At 65.8% G+C, this 23,459-nt stretch carries 23 protein-coding genes; 7 read left to right on the forward strand and 16 right to left on the reverse strand.

The window, feature by feature from the left end; translation table 11 throughout:
* Positions 1–6 precede the first annotated feature (6 nt).
* Both LTV02_RS14525 and LTV02_RS14530 read left to right on the forward strand, forming a co-directional pair.
* Entirely contained in the window at positions 7–879 is an 873-nt protein-coding gene (locus LTV02_RS14525; protein WP_233040496.1) for an amidohydrolase family protein, read from the forward strand.
* A gap of 80 nt (positions 880–959) precedes the next feature.
* Positions 960–1,679: a hypothetical protein gene (locus tag LTV02_RS14530; RefSeq protein ID WP_233040497.1), complete on the forward strand. Its 720-nt coding sequence runs from the start codon at positions 960–962 to the stop codon at positions 1,677–1,679.
* A gap of 19 nt (positions 1,680–1,698) precedes the next feature.
* Here LTV02_RS14530 and LTV02_RS14535 read toward each other — a convergent pair whose 3' ends face one another.
* The 3 genes from LTV02_RS14535 to LTV02_RS14545 all read right to left on the reverse strand — a co-directional run bounded on the left by LTV02_RS14535 (position 1,699) and on the right by LTV02_RS14545 (position 4,205).
* On the reverse strand, positions 1,699–2,208 hold the full coding sequence (locus LTV02_RS14535) for a methyltransferase family protein (protein ID WP_233040498.1): 510 nt from the start codon (positions 2,206–2,208) through the stop codon (positions 1,699–1,701).
* 90 nt (positions 2,209–2,298) lie between these two features.
* On the reverse strand, positions 2,299–3,588 hold the full coding sequence (locus LTV02_RS14540; RefSeq protein ID WP_233040499.1) for an NtaA/DmoA family FMN-dependent monooxygenase: 1,290 nt from the start codon (positions 3,586–3,588) through the stop codon (positions 2,299–2,301).
* 65 nt (positions 3,589–3,653) lie between these two features.
* Complete coding sequence (locus LTV02_RS14545) at positions 3,654–4,205, reverse strand: Uma2 family endonuclease (RefSeq protein ID WP_233040500.1); 552 nt, start codon at positions 4,203–4,205, stop codon at positions 3,654–3,656.
* 469 nt (positions 4,206–4,674) lie between these two features.
* Between LTV02_RS14545 and LTV02_RS14550 the strand changes: the two genes are divergently transcribed.
* The gene (locus LTV02_RS14550; protein WP_233040501.1) at positions 4,675–6,684 is read left to right on the forward strand and encodes an SDR family oxidoreductase; all 2,010 of its coding nucleotides are present in this window, start codon (positions 4,675–4,677) and stop codon (positions 6,682–6,684) included.
* A 114-nt stretch (positions 6,685–6,798) separates the two neighbouring features.
* On the opposite strand, the gene LTV02_RS14555 is transcribed toward LTV02_RS14550, so the two are convergent.
* A complete protein-coding gene (locus LTV02_RS14555; protein WP_233040502.1) occupies positions 6,799–7,452 on the reverse strand; it encodes a cutinase family protein in 654 nt (217 codons plus the stop codon).
* Positions 7,453–7,717: 265 nt separating this feature from the next.
* Here LTV02_RS14555 and LTV02_RS14560 point away from each other — a divergent pair, with 265 nt between their 5' ends.
* The gene (locus LTV02_RS14560) at positions 7,718–9,118 is read left to right on the forward strand and encodes a WS/DGAT/MGAT family O-acyltransferase (protein WP_233040503.1); all 1,401 of its coding nucleotides are present in this window, start codon (positions 7,718–7,720) and stop codon (positions 9,116–9,118) included.
* 9 nt (positions 9,119–9,127) lie between these two features.
* Here the strand turns inward: LTV02_RS14560 and LTV02_RS14565 are convergent, their stop codons facing one another.
* On the reverse strand, positions 9,128–10,057 hold the full coding sequence (locus tag LTV02_RS14565; RefSeq protein ID WP_233040504.1) for an alpha/beta fold hydrolase: 930 nt from the start codon (positions 10,055–10,057) through the stop codon (positions 9,128–9,130).
* 96 nt (positions 10,058–10,153) lie between these two features.
* Positions 10,154–11,059 carry an expansin EXLX1 family cellulose-binding protein gene (locus tag LTV02_RS14570; RefSeq protein ID WP_233040505.1) on the reverse strand — a complete coding sequence of 302 codons (906 nt, stop codon included), beginning with the start codon at positions 11,057–11,059 and terminating at the stop codon, positions 10,154–10,156.
* Positions 11,060–11,259: 200 nt separating this feature from the next.
* Here LTV02_RS14570 and LTV02_RS14575 point away from each other — a divergent pair, with 200 nt between their 5' ends.
* Positions 11,260–12,117 carry a cyclopropane mycolic acid synthase family methyltransferase gene (locus LTV02_RS14575; RefSeq protein WP_233040506.1) on the forward strand — a complete coding sequence of 286 codons (858 nt, stop codon included), beginning with the start codon at positions 11,260–11,262 and terminating at the stop codon, positions 12,115–12,117.
* A gap of 49 nt (positions 12,118–12,166) precedes the next feature.
* Here the strand turns inward: LTV02_RS14575 and LTV02_RS14580 are convergent, their stop codons facing one another.
* Complete coding sequence (locus LTV02_RS14580) at positions 12,167–13,675, reverse strand: restriction endonuclease (protein ID WP_233040507.1); 1,509 nt, start codon at positions 13,673–13,675, stop codon at positions 12,167–12,169.
* Between the two features lie 163 nt (positions 13,676–13,838).
* Between LTV02_RS14580 and LTV02_RS14585 the strand changes: the two genes are divergently transcribed.
* Both LTV02_RS14585 and LTV02_RS14590 read left to right on the forward strand, forming a co-directional pair.
* A complete protein-coding gene (locus LTV02_RS14585; protein ID WP_233040508.1) occupies positions 13,839–14,183 on the forward strand; it encodes an effector-associated constant component EACC1 in 345 nt (114 codons plus the stop codon).
* Positions 14,184–14,242: 59 nt separating this feature from the next.
* Entirely contained in the window at positions 14,243–15,490 is a 1,248-nt protein-coding gene (locus LTV02_RS14590; RefSeq protein ID WP_233040509.1) for a caspase family protein, read from the forward strand.
* Here the strand turns inward: LTV02_RS14590 and LTV02_RS14595 are convergent.
* From LTV02_RS14595 to LTV02_RS14635, 9 genes are all read right to left on the reverse strand, one after another.
* On the reverse strand, positions 15,487–16,122 hold the full coding sequence (locus tag LTV02_RS14595) for a TetR/AcrR family transcriptional regulator (RefSeq protein ID WP_233040510.1): 636 nt from the start codon (positions 16,120–16,122) through the stop codon (positions 15,487–15,489). The genes LTV02_RS14590 and LTV02_RS14595 overlap by 4 nt on opposite strands.
* Complete coding sequence (locus tag LTV02_RS14600) at positions 16,122–16,682, reverse strand: TetR/AcrR family transcriptional regulator (RefSeq protein ID WP_233040511.1); 561 nt, start codon at positions 16,680–16,682, stop codon at positions 16,122–16,124. The genes LTV02_RS14595 and LTV02_RS14600 overlap by 1 nt, the downstream gene beginning before the upstream one ends.
* Positions 16,683–16,759: 77 nt before the next feature.
* Complete coding sequence (locus tag LTV02_RS14605) at positions 16,760–17,512, reverse strand: hypothetical protein (protein WP_233040512.1); 753 nt, start codon at positions 17,510–17,512, stop codon at positions 16,760–16,762.
* A 15-nt stretch (positions 17,513–17,527) separates the two neighbouring features.
* Entirely contained in the window at positions 17,528–18,478 is a 951-nt protein-coding gene (locus LTV02_RS14610; protein ID WP_067709850.1) for an MlaD family protein, read from the reverse strand.
* On the reverse strand, positions 18,475–19,488 hold the full coding sequence (locus LTV02_RS14615; protein WP_233040513.1) for an MlaD family protein: 1,014 nt from the start codon (positions 19,486–19,488) through the stop codon (positions 18,475–18,477). Before LTV02_RS14615 ends, LTV02_RS14610 begins: the two co-directional genes overlap by 4 nt.
* A complete protein-coding gene (locus LTV02_RS14620; protein ID WP_233040514.1) occupies positions 19,489–20,418 on the reverse strand; it encodes an MCE family protein in 930 nt (309 codons plus the stop codon).
* 1 nt (position 20,419) lies between these two features.
* Positions 20,420–21,433, reverse strand: coding sequence for an MCE family protein (locus tag LTV02_RS14625; RefSeq protein ID WP_233040515.1), 1,014 nt, complete (start codon positions 21,431–21,433; stop codon positions 20,420–20,422).
* On the reverse strand, positions 21,430–22,437 hold the full coding sequence (locus LTV02_RS14630; protein WP_233040516.1) for an MCE family protein: 1,008 nt from the start codon (positions 22,435–22,437) through the stop codon (positions 21,430–21,432). Before LTV02_RS14630 ends, LTV02_RS14625 begins: the two co-directional genes overlap by 4 nt.
* Positions 22,434–23,459: an MlaD family protein gene (locus tag LTV02_RS14635; protein ID WP_233040517.1), complete on the reverse strand. Its 1,026-nt coding sequence runs from the start codon at positions 23,457–23,459 to the stop codon at positions 22,434–22,436. Before LTV02_RS14635 ends, LTV02_RS14630 begins: the two co-directional genes overlap by 4 nt.

Below are 23,459 nucleotides of genomic sequence, written 5' to 3' on the forward strand. Positions count from 1 at the left end.
GCCACAATGCCCACCCATCCCATCGTCGACGCCCACATACACCTGTGGGATACCGGCGCGCACCCCTGGTATCCCCGCCTGCCCGAATTCGCCGCCGCCCTGGGCGAACCCGGGCTGGCGGGGAACTTCCTGCCCGCGGACTACGACAAGGCGACGGCCGGGGTGACCGTCAACGGGCTGGTGCACGTCTCGGCGACCACCGCCCGGCACGCCTACCTCGCCGAGACCGCGTGGGTGGACGGCCTCGCCCCGAGCTTGGACCGACCGGTCGCCATCATAGGCACGGTAGACCCCACGCTCCCGGTCCCCGAGCTCCTCGCCCACCTCGAAACCCAATCCGCCGCAACGCGTTTCCGCGGCATCCGCGTCTTCCAGGGCCTCTCCCCCAACTCCCCCGCCGCCGATGCGATAGCGAGCTGGCTCCAGGACCGTGACGCCGTCTTCGACCTCGTAGCCCACCCCGGCAATATGCTCGACTGGATCGACTTCCTGGCCGGCTACCCCGACCTGCGCGTGGTGCTCGAACACCTCGGCCTGCCCGAGAGCACCGCCCCCGACCATCGCACCGCCTGGTCCAACGCCCTGTCGCTGGCCGCCAAGGAAACCCCCTGGCTCTGCAAACTCTCCGGCCTCGGCATGATCTGCCCCGACCTCACCTGGCCCACCCTCGAATACTGGCTCGAGACCAGCGTCCAACTCTGGGGCTGGCACCGCCTGGTTTTCGCCTCCAACATGCCCGTCGACTCCGCCGCCGGCACCTACACCGACCTGCTCACCACCATCGACCGCGCCGTCACCGCCGACGCCACCGACCACGAAGCCGAACTCTTCTACACCGCAACGGCATCCACCACCTACGCCCTGAGCCCCCTCGCCTAGCGCCCGGCCGCGCCCCGCTACCCTGCCCCTATAGAAACCGACCGGTTCTATTCGGTTGAGCAGTGGGGAATCCGAGCGCCATGACCGCATGTCGAGTCCTGATCATCGCAGCACTGGCCGCGATCGCGACGGCCGCCACGACCGGCTGCGCCCATGACGACCCCGCCAAATCCCCTGCCACGGGCAGACTTTCGATGAGCGACCTGCTGCTGACCTCCGAGGAAATCCCCGGAATCGTCTTCACTCTGCCCTGGGGTGCCGACGCCGCCAGGCAAAGCGCCATCTCCGTACGTTTCGCCGGCGAAACCCCGCAGTGCCGGACCAGAGATTCCGCCACCACCCTGGTAACCGACGACACGTCCGCGGGCACGATTCAGCAGCTCGAATCGGCGGACGGCGTACCGCGACACGATGTCCGGCTGGCGGTCCTCGACCACACCGTGGACCCCGCCGCCATGTCGGCGACCATCCGAGCCTGTCCGGCCTGGTCCAGGATATCCACGTACCCGTTCGACGGCACCCCACCGGTCTCCTTCGGCGGCGAATCACCCAGCACCGCCGACATTCCCGGCATCGGCCCCGTCATCGAACTGGCTGTCGTACGCGACGGCGCGTCCACGCCCGCGAACGGTTTCTTCCCCACCGCCACCCTGGTCCGATTCGTCACCGTCGGCGATCGGACGGTCGTGGAGTACCTGGACGCGGACCGCTCGACGCTCCGAATCCCGGTCGAAACCCGAGCTTTCGGCGATCGTCTCCTGCGCGCACAGGTCGATAAGGTACGGTCCGCCCAGCCCTGATGATCTCGGCGAGCTCGTATTACGACCCCGAAGCCACGGACCAGGGTGTGCGGCGCGGGATCCAGGCGGGGACGTTGCGGCGGTAGGTCTCGTATTCGGCGCCGAATTGTTTCAGGAGGGTGGGTTCTTCGTAGAGGTGGACGAAGGCGGCTTGGGTGAGGGCGATTATGGCGGCGTACCAGAGGAGGGGGGATTGGCTCAGGAGGAGGGCTTGGCCGAGGATGAGGGAGACTACGGCGAGGTACATGGGGTTGCGGACGTAGCGGTTGGGGCCGCCTACTACGAGGTGTGCGGTGGGGGCGATGGGGGCGGGGGTGCCGCGGCCCTCGGTGGCGAAACGGCGGATGGCGGCCAGCAGGATGGGGAGACCGGCGAAGAAGAGGAACAGGCCCAGGAAACGCAGGGGCGTGGCGGGGGTCAGGTCGGAGCGGCGGTGCCAGCCGGTGAGCAGGATGGGGATGAGGATGGCGACGGTGCCTGGGACCAGGATCGTGAAGATGAGGCTGCCCCAGACCGCTTTTCGGGTCACAGGTCGAGGGTACGGTTTCGGGGATCGGGGGAAGCCGGATATGGGGCGGTCGGTATTTCTGGTTCCGGTGGGCAGTCGGGGGCGGCGTGCTCAGTCCGGGAGCGGGGGTAGTTCGAGATTGTCGCGGAAGGTCGCGCCGCGGTAGTCGTCGCCGACTATGCGGCGGCGGCGGAGTTCGGGGAGCAGGCCGTTGAGCAGGAAGTCGCGGGTGCGCGGGTCGGTCAGGCCGCCGAGGGAGATGACGTCCAGAACCCCGGCTTCGTAGCGTTCGGCGATGGCGTCGGCGAGTTGTTCGGGGGTGCCCGCGGCGGCCCAGTGACCGGTGTCCTTGGCGGCGATGATGAGTTCGCGCAGCGTTTTGCCGGAGCGGGCGAAGGCGTTGAAGATTTCGACGCGGCCGCGACGGCGGTGAACCGAGTGCACGTCGGGGAGCAGCGATTCGGGGATGGGGCGATCCAGCGGGAGATCGGAGAGGTCGATGCCGCCGCCGAGCATATCGGCGAGGGCGAGGCGGCCGGCGTGGAAATCGGTGGCCTCGTCGCGTTCGCGGACCAGGCGGCGCACCTCGGCCTCGGTGGCGCCGTAGGTGGCGTGGAAGGAGCTCATGATGAGTGGGAGCTGCTCGGCGCGGCCCAATTCCGTTGCACGAGTGCGGATTCGCTTGGTGTAGGTGACCGCGTCCTCGAGGGTGGGGAGCGAGGTGAAGACGACCTCGGCGAAGCGCGCCCCGAGTTCGATGCCCGCATCGGATTGACCGGCCTGGAACTGGACCGGGCGGCGTTGCGGCAGCGGCGGGATATTGAGCGGCCCGCGCACGGTGAAATGCTTGCCCGCGTGCTCGATCGGGCGGACCAGGCTCGGATCCAGCACCGCGCCGCCGCGACCGTCCGGGGTCAGCGCGCCCGGACCCCAGCTGTCGAACAGGGCGTTCACGATCTCGAGCGATTCGGCCGCACGCTCGTACCGCTCCTCCGGCGACGGCAGATCACCGTCGCCGTAGTTCTCCTCACCGACCGAGGAGGTGACCGCGTTCCACGCGGCCCGCCCATTGCTCACATGATCGAGCGTGCCGAACAGCCGAGCCAGGTTATAGGGGTGATGGAAGGTCGTGGTCACGGTCGCGATCAATCCGACATGGCTGGTCACGGCACTGAGCGCGGCCAGCACGATGAGCGGCTCCTGCGCCCCGATCGCCCCCTGCGCCCCGAAACTCAGCAGGTCCGCCGCGAAGAGCGCGTCGAACTTGTGCGCCTCGGCGAGCTTCGCGATCTCCAGGGCCTCGGTCAGCGTGGACCGCCCCGGATCCACTGCGGCGGCGTACACATCCGCCGAACCACTCACTCCCGTAACGGTTTTCAACAGTCGCCGCGTATCGCCCATCCCGCCGACACTAGAAGCCCGCCCCGGCCGCGACGATGGTTAGCTTCGCCGTGAACGAAACCCGCTCAGCCCGGCCGCAGTTCCGACACCAGCCGCGAACCGGTGAGTTTGTATTCCGCGCCCTGCAACTCGTACATGGACACGAACCCGTCCAGATCCTCGGCGGCGGTATCGCCCCGGATGATCCAGCAGTGCGGAATCCGCAGCTGGGCGTACACGCGCAATTTCTCGATGGCGTCGCGCACCTGTCCCTCCGACGCCACGGCTTCGATGACCGCGAACAGCGCGGCGGGCGCGTGCACGGTGGTGTGCTTGGCGGGCAGATGGCCGGGCTGGAACACCACCGCGTCGGCCACGAAATTGTGGTGCCCGATGCCGCCGCGCGCGAACCCGGAGTCCGCCACGTACTGATCGGCGGCGATCTCGTACCCGTGGTTGCGCCAGAACTCGAGGACGCCGAACAGGATCCGGGAGTACCAGAACGTCACGGGCATGAGGCTGAGCTCCAATCGGCCGGCGCGCAGTTCCCAGGCCCAGCCGCGCGGGACGGACGGCAGGGCTTCGAATTCGGCGCGGGTGCGGATTCCGGTCAGGGGTAGGTCGAGCTGGTGGGGCACGGACTCCCTCCGGTGGTGAATGCGCCGACAAGACTGGAACACCTTAACGTCAGATTGCTCCGGCCAGGGCGTTCACCAGCAGGTTTGCCGCTCGGCGTGGCGATTCGGGCAAATCGGATATCCAAGATCGCCGGGAACTAGCGGAGCGCGAACCGGTAAGCCCGCGCTTAGGACACTTGACCAGTAGCTGACAAATTGCCAGCTGCGTCCGAGAGTTACACGAAAACGCTTGTTACACACAACAACTCGAATAGCCCCGAGGTGACCATTCACACATGCCCCGAAGGCCCGTTTAGGTTGATACGACTTTTTCTGGGCCGTAAAGTTACTCACCAGTTAGGCACGAAGGTGTTCCTACCTCGGCCCGACATTCGGTAAGGGGGCCGATTCAATCCACGTCCGCATCCACCGACGCATGTCGGACGAACACTGTTGGCTACCAACTGGTTCGTAATTTAAGGAGGGGGCGATGGTTTCCTACATCGTCACAGGCGGGACCGGATTCCTCGGACGGCGCGTGGTCGCCGGACTGCTGCAGCGTGATCCGCAGGCCGTGGTGCACGCGCTGGTGCGCGAGGCGTCGATCGCCAAACTGCGCGAGATGGCCGCGGGCTGGGGCGCGGAAGATCGAGTGTTCCCGCTGGTCGGGGACCTGACCGCAGCGGGCCTCGGGCTCACCGACGAGGCGCCGCACGCCGACCACGTGGTGCACCTGGGCGCGGTCTACGACATGACCGCCGACGCCGACGTCACCTACGCCGCGAACGTGCGCGGCACGCAGTCGGTCATCGCGCTGGCTCGCGAGCTGGACGCAGTACTGCACCATGTGTCCTCGGTCGCGGTGGCCGGCGATCACAAGGGCAAGTTCTTCGAAGACGACTTCGATCTCGGGCAGAACCTGAATTCGCCTTATCACCGCACCAAATTCGAGGCCGAGAAGCAGGTCCGCGAGGCCGAGGGGCTGCGCTGGCGGGTGTATCGCCCGGCCATTGTGGTCGGCGATTCCCGCACCGGCGAAATGGACAAGATCGACGGCCCGTATTACTTCTTCCCGGCCATCGCCGGATTGGCCGCACTGCCCGCCGATCTCCCGATGCCATTGCCGGATCTGGGCGCGACCAATATCGTCCCGGTCGATTTCGTGGCCGCCGCCATGGTGGAACTGATCGGCAAGCCCGGACTGGTCGGCCGTACCTTCCATCTCACCAATCCGGAACCGCAGCCGTTCGGCGATATCTATGCCGCGCTGGCCCGGGCCGCGGGTGCGCCCACCGGTATCGGCCCGCTGCCCGGCAGCCATACCGCGCTCCATGCGCTCGGCGTCATTCCCGGCGTGCCGGCGGTGCGCGATTTCCTGCTGGAGCGCTTCGGCATTCCCGCCGAGGTCGCCCCGCACACCGCCTTCGAATCGGAATTCGTCTCCGAATCGACGCAGGCCATCCTGCGCGCGGCGGGTATCGAGGTCCCGGCGTTCGAGGACTACGCGGACACGCTGTGGAACTACTGGGCCGATCATCTGGACCCGGATCGCGCCCGCCGCGGCGACGGTGACGGACTGGCCGGTCGCATCGTCCTGGTCACCGGTGCGTCGTCGGGTATCGGCCTGGCCACCGCGCACGCCGTCGCCAAGCGCGGCGCGACCGTGCTCATGGTGGCGCGCACCCCCGAGGACATCGAGGCGGCCGCCGCCCAGGTGCGCGCCGAAAGCGGTGCGGCCCAGGCCTACACCTGCGACATCACCGACGAGAAGTCGGTGGAGCTGCTGGTCAAGCAGATGCTGGCCGACCACGGGCACGTGGACTACGTGGTCAACAATGCCGGCCGCTCCATCCGCCGCTCGGTGCTCAACTCCACCGACCGCATGCACGATTTCGAGCGCACCATGGCCGTCAACTACTTCGGCGCGGTGCGGTTGATCCTGGCGCTGCTGCCCTCCATGCGCGAACGGCGCTTCGGGCATTTCGTCAATATCTCCTCGATCGCGGTGCAGACCAAACTGCCCCGGTTCGCGGCGTACGTGGCGAGCAAGTCGGCGCTGGACAATTTCAGCGAGATCGCCGCGGTCGAGAACGCCGATGCCGGAATCACCTTCACCTCGGTGCGCATGCCGCTGGTCCGCACCCCGATGATCGCCCCGACCGACCTCTACAAGTCGATCCCGGTGCACACCCCGGAGCAGGCCGCGGGCATCGTGGTGCGCGCCCTGGAACACCGCCCGAACCGCATCGACACCCCGATCGGCACCTTCGCCCAGCTGGTGGACACCGTCATGCCGTCCGTCAAGCGAGCCATCCTCGCCCAGGGCTTCCGCATGTTCGGCGAATCCAAGGCCGCCCACGGCAAACCCGCCGACCCGGCCCCCGAGAAGTCCGAATCCCGCAGTCCCCTACTGGTTTTGGCCCCGATCGTCCAACCCCTGATGGGCATGCCCTCCCCCGCCGCCCGCATCGCCAACAAGATCCCGGGCCTGCACTGGTAACCCGCGGATCGGCCCGATGGGCCGGGTGGTGCCCATCGGGCCGCGCCCCGGGATTGCGGCGAGTGCCCCTGTGAAAATCTCGCCGCGCCTCGGGATTCGGGTGGTTTACCGGGTTCAGAGGCGGTAGGCCGCGAAGTTGGCCGCGGCCACCAGGCTGTCGCCGTAGGAGACGTGGGCGTAGGCGTTCGAGCCCGCGCCGCAGATGGGATCCCCACTGGTGCACCAGGTTCCGGTGCGAGCCAGGTACGGGTCGGGGACGCTCCAGCCCATGGCCTCCATCGGGTCGCCGAAGAGCAGGATGGCGGACACGTGGTCGGCGAGGTAGGGCGGGAGTTGCGCGCGGTTGGGGTACCAGGACACCGCACCGGTGCCGAGGGCCGCGTGGACGACCGCCGCACCCTGTGAGTAGCCGACGAGCACGAAGGACTGGGCGGGGCAGGCGGCGACCTGAGAGGTCAAGTGCGACACCAGGTCCGAGGATCCCCAGCCGAGATTGAAGCTGTAGTCGGCGGGATAGGCGACCGAGTACGCGGTGGTGGTGCGGGGCAGGCGATCCTGCAGATAGCCGTAGAGCTGATTGCCGACCACGTCGCCGAGCCAGCCGGGTTCGCCGGTGCCGCGCGCCACCACCACATCCACGTCGGCACACCAGTTCGCGTGTGCCGTCCCGGGTTGGAGCGGGATCAACGCGGCCACGATCAGCAGCAGGATCGCGAAACCCCAAGCGCTACGCCATGTACCAGGCAGCAAAACCTTCCGGTCGCCCATGTTCCTCACCTCACGCCGTTGTGAGAAGCCGGGCGACTCTTGTCAGTGACAAGTGACACTCGCCCGGCTATGTGACCCAAGGTACGAATGGGGCGCGCTGGCGGAAACGAATTCTATTGGAGAGATACCCAATCGCGGCCCAACCGTATCGGTATGAAACTTGTTATCTACAAGCTACTTCGAGGCAACGGAACGGGCTCCAACCGGTCAACCCGGGTGCAGCGATCGGTGCGCAAAATGGAACTGGTTCCCATATCGTCTTGTTATGGAACGACTTACCGGGCTGGACGCCAGCTTCCTCTATCTCGAAACAGACACTCAACTGCTGCACGTGTGCGCATTGCTCATAGTCGACCCGGCCGCCGACGGCGTCGAGTTCGACTTCGAGACCTTCAAGGCCGAACTCGGCCGGCGCCTGCACCTGATCCCGGCCATGACCAGCCGCCTGCATCCGGTGCCGTTCAACCTCGATCATCCGCTGTGGGAACGGGATCCGGATTTCGATCTCGGCTACCACGTCCGCCGCGCCGCGCTCCCCGCCCCGGGCGGCCGGCGCGAATTGGCCGACATCACCGCCGATATCGCCGGCCGGCCGCTGGATCGCCGCCGCCCGCTGTGGGAGATGTGGGTGGTGGAAGGGCTGCCGCACGGCAAGGTCGCGGTGGTGTCGAAGTACCATCACGCCATCGTGGACGGCATCACCGGCACGAACATGATGATGCACCTGTGCGATCTGGAACCGGGCGTGAGCTACACCCCGCCCGCCGAAATCCCGGCCGCCGAACCGAAACCCGACGATCTGCGCCTGGCCGGTGAAGCGCTGCTGAAACTTCCGGGCCGGCTCGGACTGGTCGGCCTGGTGCCCAAGACCGTCGGCATTCTGGGCGGTCTGGTGCAACGGCGGCGCGGCGCCGGCAGTCGCGGTATGCCGCTGCCGTTCACCGCGCCGCGCACCCCGTTCAATCGAGCGATCACCCAGCATCGCGCCGTCTCCTTCATCCAGTCGGACCTGGCCGATATCAAGGAGATAAAGACCGCGTTCGGCGTGAAGGTCAACGATGTGGTGCTCGCCGTCTGCGGCGGCGTGCTGCGCGCGTACCTGGAGAACCGGGACGAACTGCCCGAAACCTCGCTCATCGCTTCGGTTCCGGTGTCGGTGCACGACACCACCAGTCACGAGGGCGGCGCGAATCAGGTCTCCACCATCTTCGCCCGGCTCTACACCGATATCGCCGATCCGGTGGCGCGCGTGCTGGCCATCGCCGAGGACAATCGCGGAGCCAAGGAAGAGCACAATCTGATCGGCGCCGACTTCCTGCAGGATTGGGCACAGTACGCCCCGCCCAACACCTTCCAGCTGGCGGCGCGCGCCTACTCCTCGTTCAAGCTGGCCGAGCATCACCCGGTGGTGCACAACCTGGTCATCTCGAATGTGCCCGGACCCAACTTCCCCATGTACTTCCTGGGCGTGCGGGTGGCGTCGATGTATCCGTTCGGACCGGTCTTCCACGGCGCGGGCCTGACCGTCACGGTCATCTCCACCAACGGCAATCTCGACTTCGGATTCATCGCCGACCGCGAACTCGTGCCCGATGTCGACCAGCTCGCCGACGCTGTGCCCGAAGTCATCACCGAACTGCTGAAAGCCGCCCGCGAAAAGCATTAGCCCCCGGCGCTATTGCCTTTCCACCACCGAAGCGACGGCCTCGAGGAACACCGGGACAAAGACGTCCGCCTCGAGTGCGCAGGCCGCATGACCGGCCTTCGCGAGGAAAATCTCCGCTCCCGGAATCATTTTCGCCATTTCCAGCTGACGGCCCACCGGCAAGGCCCGGTCCCGTGTGGTGATCACCACCGCCGTCGGCGTTTTCAGGCTCGGCAGCCATTCCGAGGAATCGAACCGCCCCAGCGCCACCAGTGATTGCGCCAGCGCCCAGCCGCTCGTACTGCGCATCTCCGACATGGCCCAGCGATCCATCCGGCCCACCGGCCACGAGTACTCCGGCAATTCGGCGAGTTTGTCGCGGCGCAGCTCGGCGCGGCGGAACGACCATTCGCTGAACGAGGTGACGATGGCCGCCCAGCTGCGATGGAAGGCGCGCTCGCGAAACTTCTCCTGGAATTTGTAGGTGGTGGCCGCGAGCACGATGCCGCCCACCCGGTCTGGATGCCGGTGCGCCGCCAGCTGCGCGACCAGGCCGCCCATCGAATAGCCCGCGAGCACCGGACGATCCACCCCGAGCGCGTCGGCGACCGCGATCACGTCGTCGGCCAGATCATCGAGATCGAAACGCTCGGAACGGATTCCGCGGCCGTGCCAGCGCTGATCGAACAGGATCACCCGGTAGTGCTCGCCGAGTTCCTTCAGGCACGGGAACCAGTTCAGCATGGCGGTGGTGGACGCGCCGTGCAGCAGGATCACCGCCGGGGAGTCCGCGGCCGGGCCGGGCAGGTCCACCACGTAGGTGCGGCCGCGGCCGGGCAGCTCGACCATGGCGCCCTGGGGCACCTCGGTCAATCGTGAGATCCGGGGGGACAGGCGGCGGCCGCGGCGGGGTTCTCCGGTGGATCCGTTCGCGGCCTGCGCCAAGCTGGGGTTCGTCATCGAAATGCCTCCCGACGTGCTGCTTCAATAGGCGAAAATGAAACACGTTTCACCTGATGATGCCATAGGTCGGCGGAATGCTCGCGGTTGCTTCGATCACGGTTTACACGTGTGCGGGCCGCTCACCACGGTGGTGACCACCACCGGGGCCGGCGGGGGCGGGGTTTCGGTGACCGGGATCGCGCCGGGCATGTCGTAGAGCCGAATCCCGGTGTAGCGCAACTGCCCCGGATCGACGGCGACGCCGGGAATCAGCACCTCGTGGTCGTATTCGTCGATCACCAGGGCGGTGAACGGGCCGGGGCCCAGGCCCGAGAGCGACCAGGTGTTGTCGTAGCCGCGGCGCAGCGAGACCCAGTCGCCGCCGGACTCCGGGCGCAAGGCCACCTGACGCAGGGGGTTTCCGCTGCCGCCGAAGAGCAGGCCCAGCCAGTCGGCATTGGAGCCCGGCTGGACCCGGTAGTAGATCTCGGGGGCGGGACTGGGGTCGCGGACCTTGGTGATGCGGATCTGCGCGACGCCGTCCTTGGTATTGGCGATGGCCTCGAAAGCCGTTCTGCTCAAATCGTATTGGCCGGCCGCGCAGCCGGGGCAGCGGTCCACGATCTGGGCGCGCACGCTGCCGAGCGGGCCGTCGATGTCGACGTAGGAGCCGCACGGCGCGGAGCCCCCGTACTCGGCGGTCGGGATACCCACGTAATAGCCGTCCAGCGGCAGGTCCGGCAGCGAGCAGGCCACGCCCTGACTGAAGGCGTAGTACCGCGCTTCGCCCCGCACCGGCGCGGGCGGCGGCTGGGTCGTCGGAAGCTGCTGTGCGGCAACCGGTGTCGGCGTGGTGGTGGCGGGCAGGGTGATCACGGTGGTGGTCGGCGCGGCGGTGGTGCAGGACGCCGGTACCGGCCGCATCATCCAGCTCACCGTGGCCACCACGGCTACGCCGGTCAGTGCCGTCCACAGCCAGGGCCTGCCATTTCGGACCTCTTCGTGTCCCGTGCGGTGCATGGCCGCTCCCCAACCTCCGAATTGATGTTTGCTGCAACGATGCTGACTGCTATCAGGAAACCAGCCGGACGGGTCGTGCCGGACTCGAATCGGAAACTCGAAAGGCAGGAATCGGCGTGTCACCGGCGTGTCCTGGATCGAACGCAATCGCCCCGAACTGCGTATAACCGGGTACCTGCCCCCTCAGGAAAGCCCCCGACATGACTCAGCTCGCGCCGTTCTATCGACAAGTCCAATCCCACTACGACCTGTGCGACGAGTTCTACGCGCTGTTCCTCGACCCCTCGATGACCTACAGCTGCGCCTACTTCAGCAGCGACGAGCTGACCTTGGAACAGGCCCAGCTCGCCAAGATCGACCTGGCGCTCGGCAAACTGCGCCTGCAACCCGGCATGACGCTGCTGGACATCGGCTGCGGCTGGGGCGCGACCATGCTGCGCGCCGCCCAGCGGTACGACATCCAGGTCATCGGCCTGACCCTGAGCCGTAACCAGTACGAGCACACCCGCGCCCGCATCGCCGCCCTCGGCCTCACCAATGCCGAAGTACGCCTACAGGGTTGGGAGGAATTCGACGGCACCGCCGACCGCATCGTCAGCATCGGCGCCTTCGAGCACTTCCGCAAGGAGCGCTACACCGAATTCGTCACCCGCTGCCACCGCATGATGCCCGCCGACGGCCGCCTGCTGCTGCACACCATCGTCGGCCGCAGCCTCGCCGAACTCCGTGCCGCGAACATCCCGGTGACCCGCGAGGACGCCCTCTTCCACATCTTCATCAAGCGTGAGATCTTCCCCGGCGGCCAACTCCCCCAAGCCCCCGAAGTCCCCCGCCTGGCCGCCACCGCCGGCTTCCACCTCCAGCGCATCCACTCCCTGCAACCCCACTACGCCCGCACCCTCGACCACTGGGCCGCCGCCCTGGAACAGAACCGGGACCGCGCCATCGCCCTCACCTCCGAAGAGGTCTACAACCGCTACCGCCGCTACCTCACCGGCTGCGCCGACTACTTCCGCACCGGCCACCTCGACGTAGTCCAATTCACCCTCGTCAAGTAGCCCGCGAATGCCAGGAATTCGCGGGCTCCGCGACACACGGGTATCCGGGCTACCCACGCCTCGGTCGATGAACGATCCGCGCTGGAATACCGTGTTGACGGCACAGGGCGAGCAACCCGCTGCCGTCGATCAGGTCAAGTCGCTTACCGTTGGCGAAGTTATAGCTGTCGGGGCCGTACCCCGAAGTGGTGATCATGATCCCCTTCGTTGCACCCTCATGGTTCACGGTCCCCCACAGATCGCGCACATGGGTAGGCCTGACCGTCTTGGTGAAGAGCTTCGCCTGCACGATGTACTTCCCACCTACCATCGGACGGGTGTCGTACGCAACACAATCGACGCCACCGCCCGCACTGGGACCGAAGAGTTTGGTTTCGAACCCTATCTTGGCAAAGAGATTATGGACGAACTCCTCGAACTCGGTAGGGGTGTAATCCAAAAGATTGGGCCGCTTGTCGATCTCGGACAGGATATCGACGGGATCGACTATACGCGGGTCCGCCATGTCGAAAGTCATGACAGGGTCCACGGCCATCAATTCGTCAGGATGCGGGGAAACGTTGGCGTAGAAGTGCTTACGCACACAATCGACCGGATTGAACTTTGGCTCGTCCAGAACCAACGGCGTGAACTGCTCGCGAGTCGCGCGCATGCTGATGAGATAAGGTGCGATCTGCTGGCCAGTGACTGGATCGACCCCACGAACCCTGCCCATGAACGCCACCGTGCTGATGAGCTCGGGGGAAGACGCCGCGAAAGCCTCATGAACCGAACGCAGAGCTATCTGCGCGATCAGCCGCTGATAAATGTCCCGAATCTCCTTGAGCGGCCGAGCAACCGGTTCGATCGCCTTCCGTGTCTTGATATGGCGGAAAGATTTGAAGGCTGGAACAACCTCCACGGAGGGCAGGAAACACTCGATGGCGAGGAGCGAAGATTCCGGAACGTAGCCGGCATGATGCGCGACCGGAACATCGTAATAGGGAGATTCTTCGAGCACCATTTCGATGTACTCGCTGACCGCGTAGCGATCAGCCTCTGCCAGCCCACGAATCAGACCGTCGAGTCGTTGATTTTCCTTGTTTGCAGTCCGCTCGGCTTCCTCGGCCCGGCGTAGATGTTCCTGGCGAGCCTGAGCGACGTGCTGCTGCCGTGCAAGCTCTCGCCGCTGATACTCCGCGAGGGCGAACGCGTACCGTTGCTCCTCCAGCAGAAGTTCTTCCTCGTAACGTTTGCTGCCACCGAGAAGTCGCCGTAGCGGTCGCGGCTCGGCCGGGGTAAATCGTTCCGGCACAGGGTAAGGCCGCTCAAGGGTACCTAGGTTGAAAGGCGGGACATCGGCGCTGCGACGCCGTCCGACCAGATCGATTGCCGGATTTCTCGCTAACGACGAGCGCAGCAGGCTCTCCAGCTCCGACGTTCTTCTGCCGACATCTTCGGTCTTCGCTGCTGCCTGCCGATCCCTCGCATCGGCCGCCGCCTGAGCTCGCTCACGCTCCAACTGTCGTGCGGTAGGCCGATCCGGTTGCGAGTATGGACCATAGGAACCGTAGGTCATGGGCACCCCTCTGGCCAGCCGTCAACGTCCCGTATCTGACGGTAGCTCTCGTCATCAATCCACGACAAGCGTTGACTCACAGTCAGATTGGACACGCAGTGTCGGGTCGACCTGCTATCCTCGGTTCGCGGCATACCGTTTCGCAACGGATGGGGACCGAGTCATGACACGTCGAGGCATACGCGTTCTTGTCGAGAGCGGTCACGATCAAGAGCAGAAGCTAATCTCCTTACGCCACTGGCTAGCAGCCGAAGACGAGTTCCGTGGCCATGTCGAATTCGAAGAGACGGATATCGATGTCGGCGAGATGGGCTCCTTCGCAGAAGCGCTCATCGTGGCGGTTGGCAGTGGTGGCGCATTGACCGTCTTGTCGAACTCCATCCAAACTTGGCTCCAACAGCAGCGCTCGGCGGTGGCCATCAAGATGTCCAATTCGAACGGTGACTGCGTGGAGATCACCGCAGAAGGACCTGCAGCCGACGTCGTGATCGCGCATCTCGAAGAATGAGGCTCGCCGATCCGAACCGATCACGAGCAGTTCTGGTCGGAGTAGGCGAATATCGACATATGCCGAAGCTGCCGGCAACGATGAACAATATCGACGACCTCGCAGTGTGCCTTCGCGATGAAAAGCTCTGGGGGCTACCCCAGTCACATTGCGCCCTTGTCCGAAATCCGGGTTCACGAGAAACTGTGATGTACAATCTGCACGACGCAGCCGACCAGGCTGAGGACGCACTCATCGTGTACTTCACCGGCCACGGGCTGCGCGACCCTGACACAGGGGAACTCCTGCTAGGCATCACCGACTCGGTTCCCGGTCGCACATATACAGCCTTACCCTATGACTACATACGACGGTTGTTACGTGATGCACAGGCTCCTCGTCGGGTAGTTGTGCTCGATTGTTGCTACAGCGGCCAGGCGATCGCGGGGATGTCCAACCCTGTTACGACCGTAGTCGACGAGATGAGCACCGAAGGAACCTTCGTGCTCGCTTCTGCACCGGAGAACAAACAGGCACTCTCACCAGTAGGAGAGCGACACACAGCCTTCACGGGTGAACTAATTCGACTGCTGCGCGAAGGAATTCCCGGCGGGCCGGAGTTCATCTCGCTCCAGCAAGTGTTTACCCATACGCTTGGCGAGCTGATCGCGAAGTCCCGACCACGCCCGCAGATGCGAACCCGGAACACTATCGGAGACTTGGCAATTGTCCGCAATCCACAATGGAGCCGAGACGGACCGGACGACCATCCCGATCGCGAATCTCCGCCGCGCATTATCCTGCCGAAGACAACGAAGGCACCAGACGCAACCACTCCCAATAGGACCGGGCCCGACGAGGACCATAAACTGGTCCAACGCATTGAGCAATTGGTTGTGTACATGGAGGGGAAAACGCCCGTCACCAAAGCCGGAAATACTAGTGAAATACTCGTTGCGCTCGGCATAGACCGCGAGCCGGCCGCTCGTTTGGCTGAGGCTGTCGACACATCCGTACTTGACATGCTCATCGACGCGATCCGCGTACTGCTCGAACATCAGCACGCGTCCGATATCCGCAAGGCCTTGCTGCTGGGCGACATACAGGACGCTGCCACCTGCCTGGCATTGATTCCCGCGCGTCGGCGAACCGGCCGAGCCGACCCCGGATCCATCTACGATGAGATCGTTGAGGACAATCGCAATATCATCTTCGGACTGGTCACCGAAAATGCCCGATGGATCAATGAGTTTTACGATCCCGTCCAGGCCTGGTACGAGATCACGCGTAGACACTTCCCGCTCGGTGGAATCCAGCAGACCCGCTAAGACGGGGCACCGAGGGCGGTGCGGAGGAAGTCGACGAGTTGGGCTCGGACGCGGTCCTGGGTGAGGCCGTCGGATCCGGCTCGTAAAGCCGACATGAGCGCGGAGACCAATACGGAAAGCAGTACCTCGCCGGCGATATGGGCGTCCAGCGTCGGATCCAGGAAGCCTTCGCGAATGCCGTGATCCACCTTGGCCATCGCTTGATCGCCGTACAGACGAGCATTGTGGATACAGCGGTCGATGACACGGTCGTCTATCGAAGAGGCTTCCAGGAGAAGGAAGTTCACCAGGCCGGGTTCGCCGGCGACCAGGTCGTAGCAGCGGTCTATGACGCGGGCGTAGCGGTCGCAGAAGTCCTCGAGGGAGTCGGCGGTGGATTCGCCTTCGGGACCGAGGAGGCGGTCCTTGATGAGTTCGAAGGCGTGGTCGATGACCGCGTCGAGAATGCTGCGCTTGTTCTCGAAATAGTTGTAGAAGGTGCCGTGGCTGACGCCCGCCGCCACCGCGATGTCGTCCACGCCGACGACGCGGAAACCGCGCGTGGTGATGAGTTCGTAGGCGGCGCGGACCAGGGCGACGCGGCGAGCTTCGGCGCGGGCGGCCCGGCGGGTGGCGGGTTCGGTATCGGTCATCAGGCGACGCCTCGGACGCGCAAGGACTTCTCCAGCAGGACGAGCACGGTGGCGGTGCTGTGGGACCGGATCGCGGGATCGCGAGTGCCGTGCAGCTCGCGCATCATCCACGGGACCACCAGCACGATGATGGTGTGGGCGAGCGCGTCGGCGTCGATGTCGGCGCGGATCCAGCCGGCCGCCATGCCGCGCGCCAGCTCGGCGGCGACCAAACTGGCGGCCATGGCCTCCAGCCCGAACAGCCGCTGCGACAGTTCCGCGTCGATCGCTCCCGCTTCCACCAGCAGCAGCCGCATGAATTGCGGATCGCGGTCGATCAGGTCGTAGACGCGTTCCAGCCCGGCGCGCACGCCGTCGAGGAGCTCGGGAACGCTTTCCGCGGTGCCGACCAGCAGGTCGACCCGCAGTGAGTCCAGGAACTTCTCGACGCCGAAATCGATGACGTGGTCCAGGATTTCGCGTTTGCTGCCGAAGTAGCGGTAGATGGTGCCCTGCCCGACCCCGGCGCGCGCCGCCACCGCGGAAATGGCGGTGGCCCCGTAACCCTGGGCGGTGAACACCTCGTAGGCGGCTTCGATGATCTGCCGGCGCCGCCGCAGCGGAAGCTGTTGCTGCGGCGGCCGGCCGGTGCGCGGGCTTATTTCGCGGCCCCGCCCTTCGTGTCACCGGCGTCCTTCGGGCCGTAGTCCACGACCAGCCACTCGCCGCCGTTCTTGGCGACCGTCACGGTGAGCAGGTTGGGCTTGGTCGCGGCCTCGGCCTGCTGGATGTTCTGGGTGCGCTGGGTGGCGAAGACGGTGACCGCGTACTGGTCGTTGCCCTTGGCTTCCACCGAGGTGCCGAGAACATTGCCGGTGGCGACCACCTGGGCCTCGGTCATGATCTTGGTGAGGGTGTCGTGGACTTCGGTGTAGCGCTTGGTCAGTGCGTCGGAGGTGCCGCGCTGCACATTGTCGAAGAAGGCGGGCAGATTCTTGTAGTCGTAGGTCAGCGACCGCAGCGCGTAGTCCTTGGCGACCTCGGCGGCCCGATCGCGATCGGCCTGGGCGGTGCGGGTGGTGTCGAGATCGCCGGCGGTGCGGAACCAGCCGATGCCGAGCACGATCGCCAGGACCGCGAAGGCGGCGGCGGTCGCCACCAGCACGGGGTAGACGCGATCCCGGAATCCCTTGGTGGGCAGGGATTCCCGCGTCGGCAGAGCGGAGGCCACCGGCACGGTCGCGCTCCCGGCTTCCGGCACGGGGGGCACCGTCACGGCACCGACCTCCGGCACGGCGGACACGGTCCCGGCCTCGACCTGCGGCACGACGGGTTCCGCCTCGGCCTTGTCCAGCACCACGGCGGTGGCGACGGTTTCAGTGACGTCCGGAGTCTGCTCGGTCTCACTCATGATGTGGTCTTCTCTCTATCGAGGAACGTTGATGCCGATATGCGCCGCGCCGTCACCGGGGAACACCGTGGCCAGCAGATCCACGATCGATCCGGCGTCCACGCGCAGCGGTTTGATCGCGACGGTCGACGGCTGCAGGGCGGTGGCGATGAACCCCAGATCGGGCCCCGTCAATTGCAGGTACGAGTCGATCCGGGTGACCAGCGGCCCCAGCGGATCGTCGAAGATGTTCTCGCCGATGTAGGAGTAGTTCTGGAACGCGCCGATGATGTGCAGCAGTTCCGGCAACGCGGTATCGATATCCCCGGCCGCCGCGCTGATGGTCGGCGCGCGCCCGTCGAACCGGTCACCGAGCGTCTGCACGTTCGAGTACAGCCGCGCGATCGCGGCGCGCTTGTCCCGCAACAGATTCGCGGTCGAGGTGAGCGCCTTGGTCAGGTTCGCCACATCCGCGTCGCGCCCCTCGAACCCGGCCGCCACGGTGGTGGCCAGATGCTGGATGCGGCTCGGATCCAGTTGCGCGGTCAGCGCGTCCAGCTTGGCGAGCGCGTCCCCGACGGTGGTGGCGATCTTCACCTGCCGCTGCGGCACGATACTGCCGTCGTGCAGGAACGGCCCCGCCGTCCCGGTCGGCCGGAAGTCGAGGAACTGCTCGCCCGCCGCCGACAGATTGGCGATCTGCACGGTGCTGTCCACCGGAATCCGGTACTTGGCGTCGTATTCCACCCGCACCGCCAAACCCTTTGCGGTGGCGCCGATTTCCCGCACCTTGCCGATCGGCAGCCCGCGCAGCGTCACCTCGGAGGTCTTCATCAGCCCGCCCGAGGAATCGATCAGCACGGTGACCGTGTTCAGGTCGCGGCGCGGGTCCAGATTCAGCACGCCGACGGCCATATAGCTGCCGCACACCAGCGTCAGCACCATGAGCAGGATCAGCGAGACCGGCCCGGAGAGTGAGAGTTTCATGGCACCATCCCGATGGAGCGCAGTGTGGTGACGAGCTGGTCGGCCTGTACGTCGGCGGCGACGCCGCGCACCCGCACATCCGGCGCGTTCAGGAACGGAATCAGCTTCTCGCGCAACAGCGTGTAGAACGCGTCGGTGTTCTCGCGCAGCGTGATGTCCGAGTAGGCGATGGTCAGCGCGGTCGGCGCGAGCACCCGCACGATGGAGTGGAAGTCGCCCACGTGCGGCAGCAGCAGCTCCCCGGCATTGCCGGCCAGCCCGCCGCCGCTGATGATCAGCTTGACCACGTTCAGCAGCACATCCGACAGACCCGCCGCGCGCGCCGGGCCGTAGGTGAGGATGGTGTCCACCGAGCCCCGCCCGGCTTCCAGTTTGGCCGAGATCTGTTGTGCCGAAGCGAGAATGCTGTCCAGCTCGGCGGTGTGCCCGGCCATATCGGCCAGCGCCGCCCGCCCCGCCCGGTTGATCCGGTCCAGTTCGGCCGGATCGGCGGGGAAGGCCGCGTTCACATCGCTGATCAGCTGCTGCATATCGCCCCAGCGCCCGCCGGTGATGATGTTGGACAGCGCCCGCAGGATGTCCTCCACATTGGTGGCGGCCACCGTCTGCGACACCGGAATCACATCGCCGTTGCGCAGGAATCCGGTGTCGGCGTTCTTCGGCGCCTCCAGCGCGATGTGGATATCGCCCAGAATGGTGCTCTGCCGCAGTTCCGCCATGGTGGTCTTGGGCAGTTTGGCATCGCTCTTGATCTGCACGGTGGCGACGGCGGTGCTGCCGATCAGGTCGATGTGGTCGAGCATGCCGACCTCGACGCCGTCGGCGATCACCTTGGCGCGGTCGGGCAGGTTCAGCACCGACCCGAATTCGATACGCACGCTGAATGTTTCACCGCTGGGATAGGTGCCCGGGATCGGAATGTCGGTGGCCTTCACCCCGCACCCGCTGACCAGCAGCGTCACCGCGGTGAGCGCGGGCAGCAGGCGCAGGGCCAGTCGTGTGTGCTTCATCTATCCCCCCGCCTTCGGCAGCTGTGCGGCCAGCGGCGGCAGCACCGCCAGCAGCGCGGCGATATCGCCCTGATGTTCCTGGACGAAGCTGTGCGCCTGCGGCAGCCACAGGTCCAGGAACGCGTACACCTGGGTGTCGTATTTGGCGACATTGCGGGCGATCACCGGCAGGAATTCGACCGCGATATCGACCGCGCCGGCGAATTCGGTGGAGAAGTCGCCGATCAATTGCAGTCCGGCGCGCAGATTGTCGAGCACCTGCGCCATATCCGGCCAGTTGGTCACGAACATGGTGGTGAGGGTGTCGAGGTTCTCCACCAGCCGCCGGAACACCACATCCTTCTGCTCCGGGTCGCCGACGATCGCCGAAAGTCGTTGCAGCAGTTGGTTGAACTGCTGCCCGGTGCCGTCGATGGCCTGGTCGGCGGCGGTCAGGGTCTGGTTCAGCAGCGCGTCGGCGGGCTGTCCCTGCCCGGTGGCGCCGCCGGTCAGGTCAGCGGCGATCTTGCCCATGGCATCGAGCGCCTGGCTGATGCCGATCGGAGTCTTGGTGCGCTCCAGGGGAATACATTTACCGGTATCGAAGCGGTCGCCGCCGGTGTACGGCTTGGTCAGCTCCACGTGCCGGTCGGTCACGATGGAACTCGACATGGTGACCGCCTGGATGTCGGCGGGCAGTTTCACCTTCTTGCCGACGCTCATGGTGACCTTCATGCGGTCGCCCTGCGCCTCGATCTTGGATACGGTGCCGACCTCGACACCGAGCATGGTGACGCTGTTGCCCTCGTACAGCCCGACGGTGTCGGTGAATTCGGCGCAGACGCTCTGTTTCGCGTCGCCCGAGGACTTCGCCCACGTCACCCCGCCGGCGACGGTCGCCGCCACGACGACCGCGGCCCCGGCGGCGAGTGCTGTTCTACCCCAGCTCATGTCAGCACGCCTTGCCTTGGTAGGGAATGCACACCTGCACGCCGGCGGCCGGTTGCGCGACCGAAACCTTGGTGCCCAGTACGCCATTGAGTTTGGTGATCACCTCGCGCAGCCCGTTGATCACGATGTCGAGCCGGTTCGGGTCCTCGAACACCTTGGAGAACAGCTGCTCGAACTGGGTGACGGTGGGCTCGATGCTGTCCCCGTAGGCCATGATCGGCCGGTCCAGCACGATGAGCAGCCGTTTGACCAGGTTGAACAGGCCGACGATATCGTCCTTGCGATTGCCGAGCTTGTCGGCGACCTCCCCGAGCTGTTTCACGAAATCGGCCAGCACCGCCTTGTCGTCGGCGATGGCGGCGATGTACTCGTCCGACACCTGCAACGCCCCGTCGAGCTGGCGGGTGCGGTCGGCCAGCAGTCCGGTCAGCTCATTGGCATTGGTCAGCACGCTGCGCAGGGCATCCGGCTGATCGGTGAGCGCCTGATTCAGCTCGCCGATGGTGGCGCGCATGGTGGTGGCGTCGACCTGGCTGAAGACCGGGGTGCCCTTGTCGAGGATGTCGCTGAGCTCGAACGGGGTGGCGGTGCGTTCGGGCGGAATATGCTTTCCGCCCAGCGCCTTCTCCCCCGCCGGGGCCAGCGCCAGATAATGCCCGCCGATCGGCGTCAGCATCTTCACCTCGACCGCGGACAACTCCCCCACCCGCACATCGGTGCTCACGGTGAAACTGACCTCGACATGGTCATCGACCAGTTCGACGGCCCGGATCTTGCCGACATTGATCCCGGCCACCCGGACCTCGTCCCCGGCCCGGGCCCCGCCGGAGATCTTGAAGTCGGCGATGTAGGTGCTCTGCCCGAACGGGATCACATACAGCGCCCCCGCCGCCAGCAAGAGCACCCCGCACACCGCGACACCCGCGATGCCCCAGCGCAATTGCCGCGGCTGGTCACCGCGCCCGGCCAGCAGTTCGCGAATCAGTTCCCCGAAGTATGTGATCAAGCCCTTCACTTGCACACCACCAGATCTTGGGTCGAGAGCACCGCGCCCACCACGGCCGGCAGCGCGGCTTCGCCATTGGTGCAGGTGATGCGCGGCTGTACGCCATTGCCGGGGACCGCGTTGTTGAGCCCGGTCACCACCTGCGGGGCGATGGCCAGCAGGTCGGTGAGCTGGTTGGTCTGCGGCACCAGGCGGCGGATGAAGCTGTCCATCGGGCCGTAGGCGTAGTCGTAGGCGTCGCGGGCTTCCTCCAGCACCGGAATCAGTGGCCCCAGTACGGCATTCGCCCGGTCGACGGCATCGAGCATGGTCTGTTCCTTGCTGGTGAACTGGCGCAGGATGCCGGCCAGTTGTTGCACCAGATCGCCCACGGCCTGGGACTTGCCGCCGAGGGAATCGGCCACCAGCCCCAGGTTGCGGATGAGCAGGACGATGACGGCTTCGCTGTTGCGGGCCTGTTTGGTGAGCTTGTCCAGGTCCGCGAGCACCGGGCCGATACCGGAGCCGTCACCCTGGATGACGCGCAGCAGGTTGGTGCCGAACTGGTTGAGCTGCCCGGGATCCAGCGTCTCGAACAGCGGTTTGAAACCGTTGAACAGCTTGGACACATCGAAGCTGGCGATGGTGCGCTCCAGCGGAATCGTCGCTCCCACTTTCAGTTTCGTACCGGGCTTGCCTTCGGTGAGCAGCTCGACGTAGCGCTGTCCGATCAGATTCTGGTAGCGCACAGCGGCTTTGGTGTTCTCGTAGACGGGCCGCGATTCGTCCACGGTGAAGTGCACGCGGGCGCGGGTGCCGTCCAGTTCGACGGTTTCCACCTTGCCCACCGCGACGCCGGACATGCGCACCGAATCCCCGGCGAACAGGCCCGAGACATCGGTGAACACCGCGTCGTAGGTGACCTTCTCGCCCGGGATGGGCGTGCGCAGGGCGGTCACGATGAACACCGAGCAGGCGGCCACGATGAGCAGGAACACCGTCAGTTTGACGGCGGATTTGCCGACTTCGTTCATTTCCCCCCTCCCAGCGAATCGGCCAGGTACGGCATGTTCGTCGCGATGAGTTCCACCTGGAGCTGGACGTGACCGTCCACGGTGGGGAACGCCTCGTTCATGGCGCGCAGCAGATTCGGCACCCGGTTGTAGGCCGGGGCCACGGTCCCGATGGAGATCGCGATGGGCACCGCCAGATCCAGCACGCCCGACAGCACCGGTTTCAGGTTCGGGTTGTTGGTGGCCAGCAGCTTCGAGATGCCTTGCAGCACCGCCTCGTCCACGCCTTCGGTGGCTTTGTTGGTGCGCGCCCGGTTCTCGGCCTCGCCGAAGTAGGCGCTCTGTTCCAGCACCGCGAGAATGGCGTGCCCGGCCGACGGCGTCAGGTCCCGGAACGCTCCGGTCATATCCGCGCCGATCTCCAGATAGTGCGACAGCGGGGCCTGCTGACCGTCGGCCAGCATGCGCGCGGTCTCGAAGAACGATTGCAGCACCGGGCCGATGGCGGTGGCGTTGTCGAGCATGAGATCGACCAGCCGCCGCACCGTATCGGAGTCGAGCACCTGGGTGAGCTTGGCCGCACGCCGGAAAACACCCGCCACGGTGGCATTGGTGGCGTTCTCGCCGATGCTGAGGATGCTGTGCTCCTTCAGCTGCGCGCCACCGCTACCGGCCACCAATTCGATGGCGCTGGAACCGAATACGTTCGAAGAGGTGAACCGCGCGGTCACGTCGTCGGTGAGCGCCGACGCCTGATTCCGCTCGATCTCCACCTTGATCCGCTGATGCCCGTAGCCGATGGTCTCCACTTCGCGCACGCTGCCGATGGCATAGCCGCGGAACTTCACCTCCGCGCCCGGCGCGAGACCCTCACCGAGCGTGGCCGCGTCGATGGTCAGCTGGAACCGGTCCGCGAAAGCGCCCTTCGCATAGGAACTCACCACCAGCGTCACCGTCACGATGACCACGGCGATGACGAATCCGCGCGCCCGCAGCGCCCACGGTCCGGCCGCCCGGCCGGAATGATCCTTGAATACCGCCAT

It is taken from the genome of Nocardia yamanashiensis (assembly GCF_021183565.1).
Classification (GTDB): Bacteria; Actinomycetota; Actinomycetes; order Mycobacteriales; family Mycobacteriaceae; genus Nocardia; species Nocardia yamanashiensis.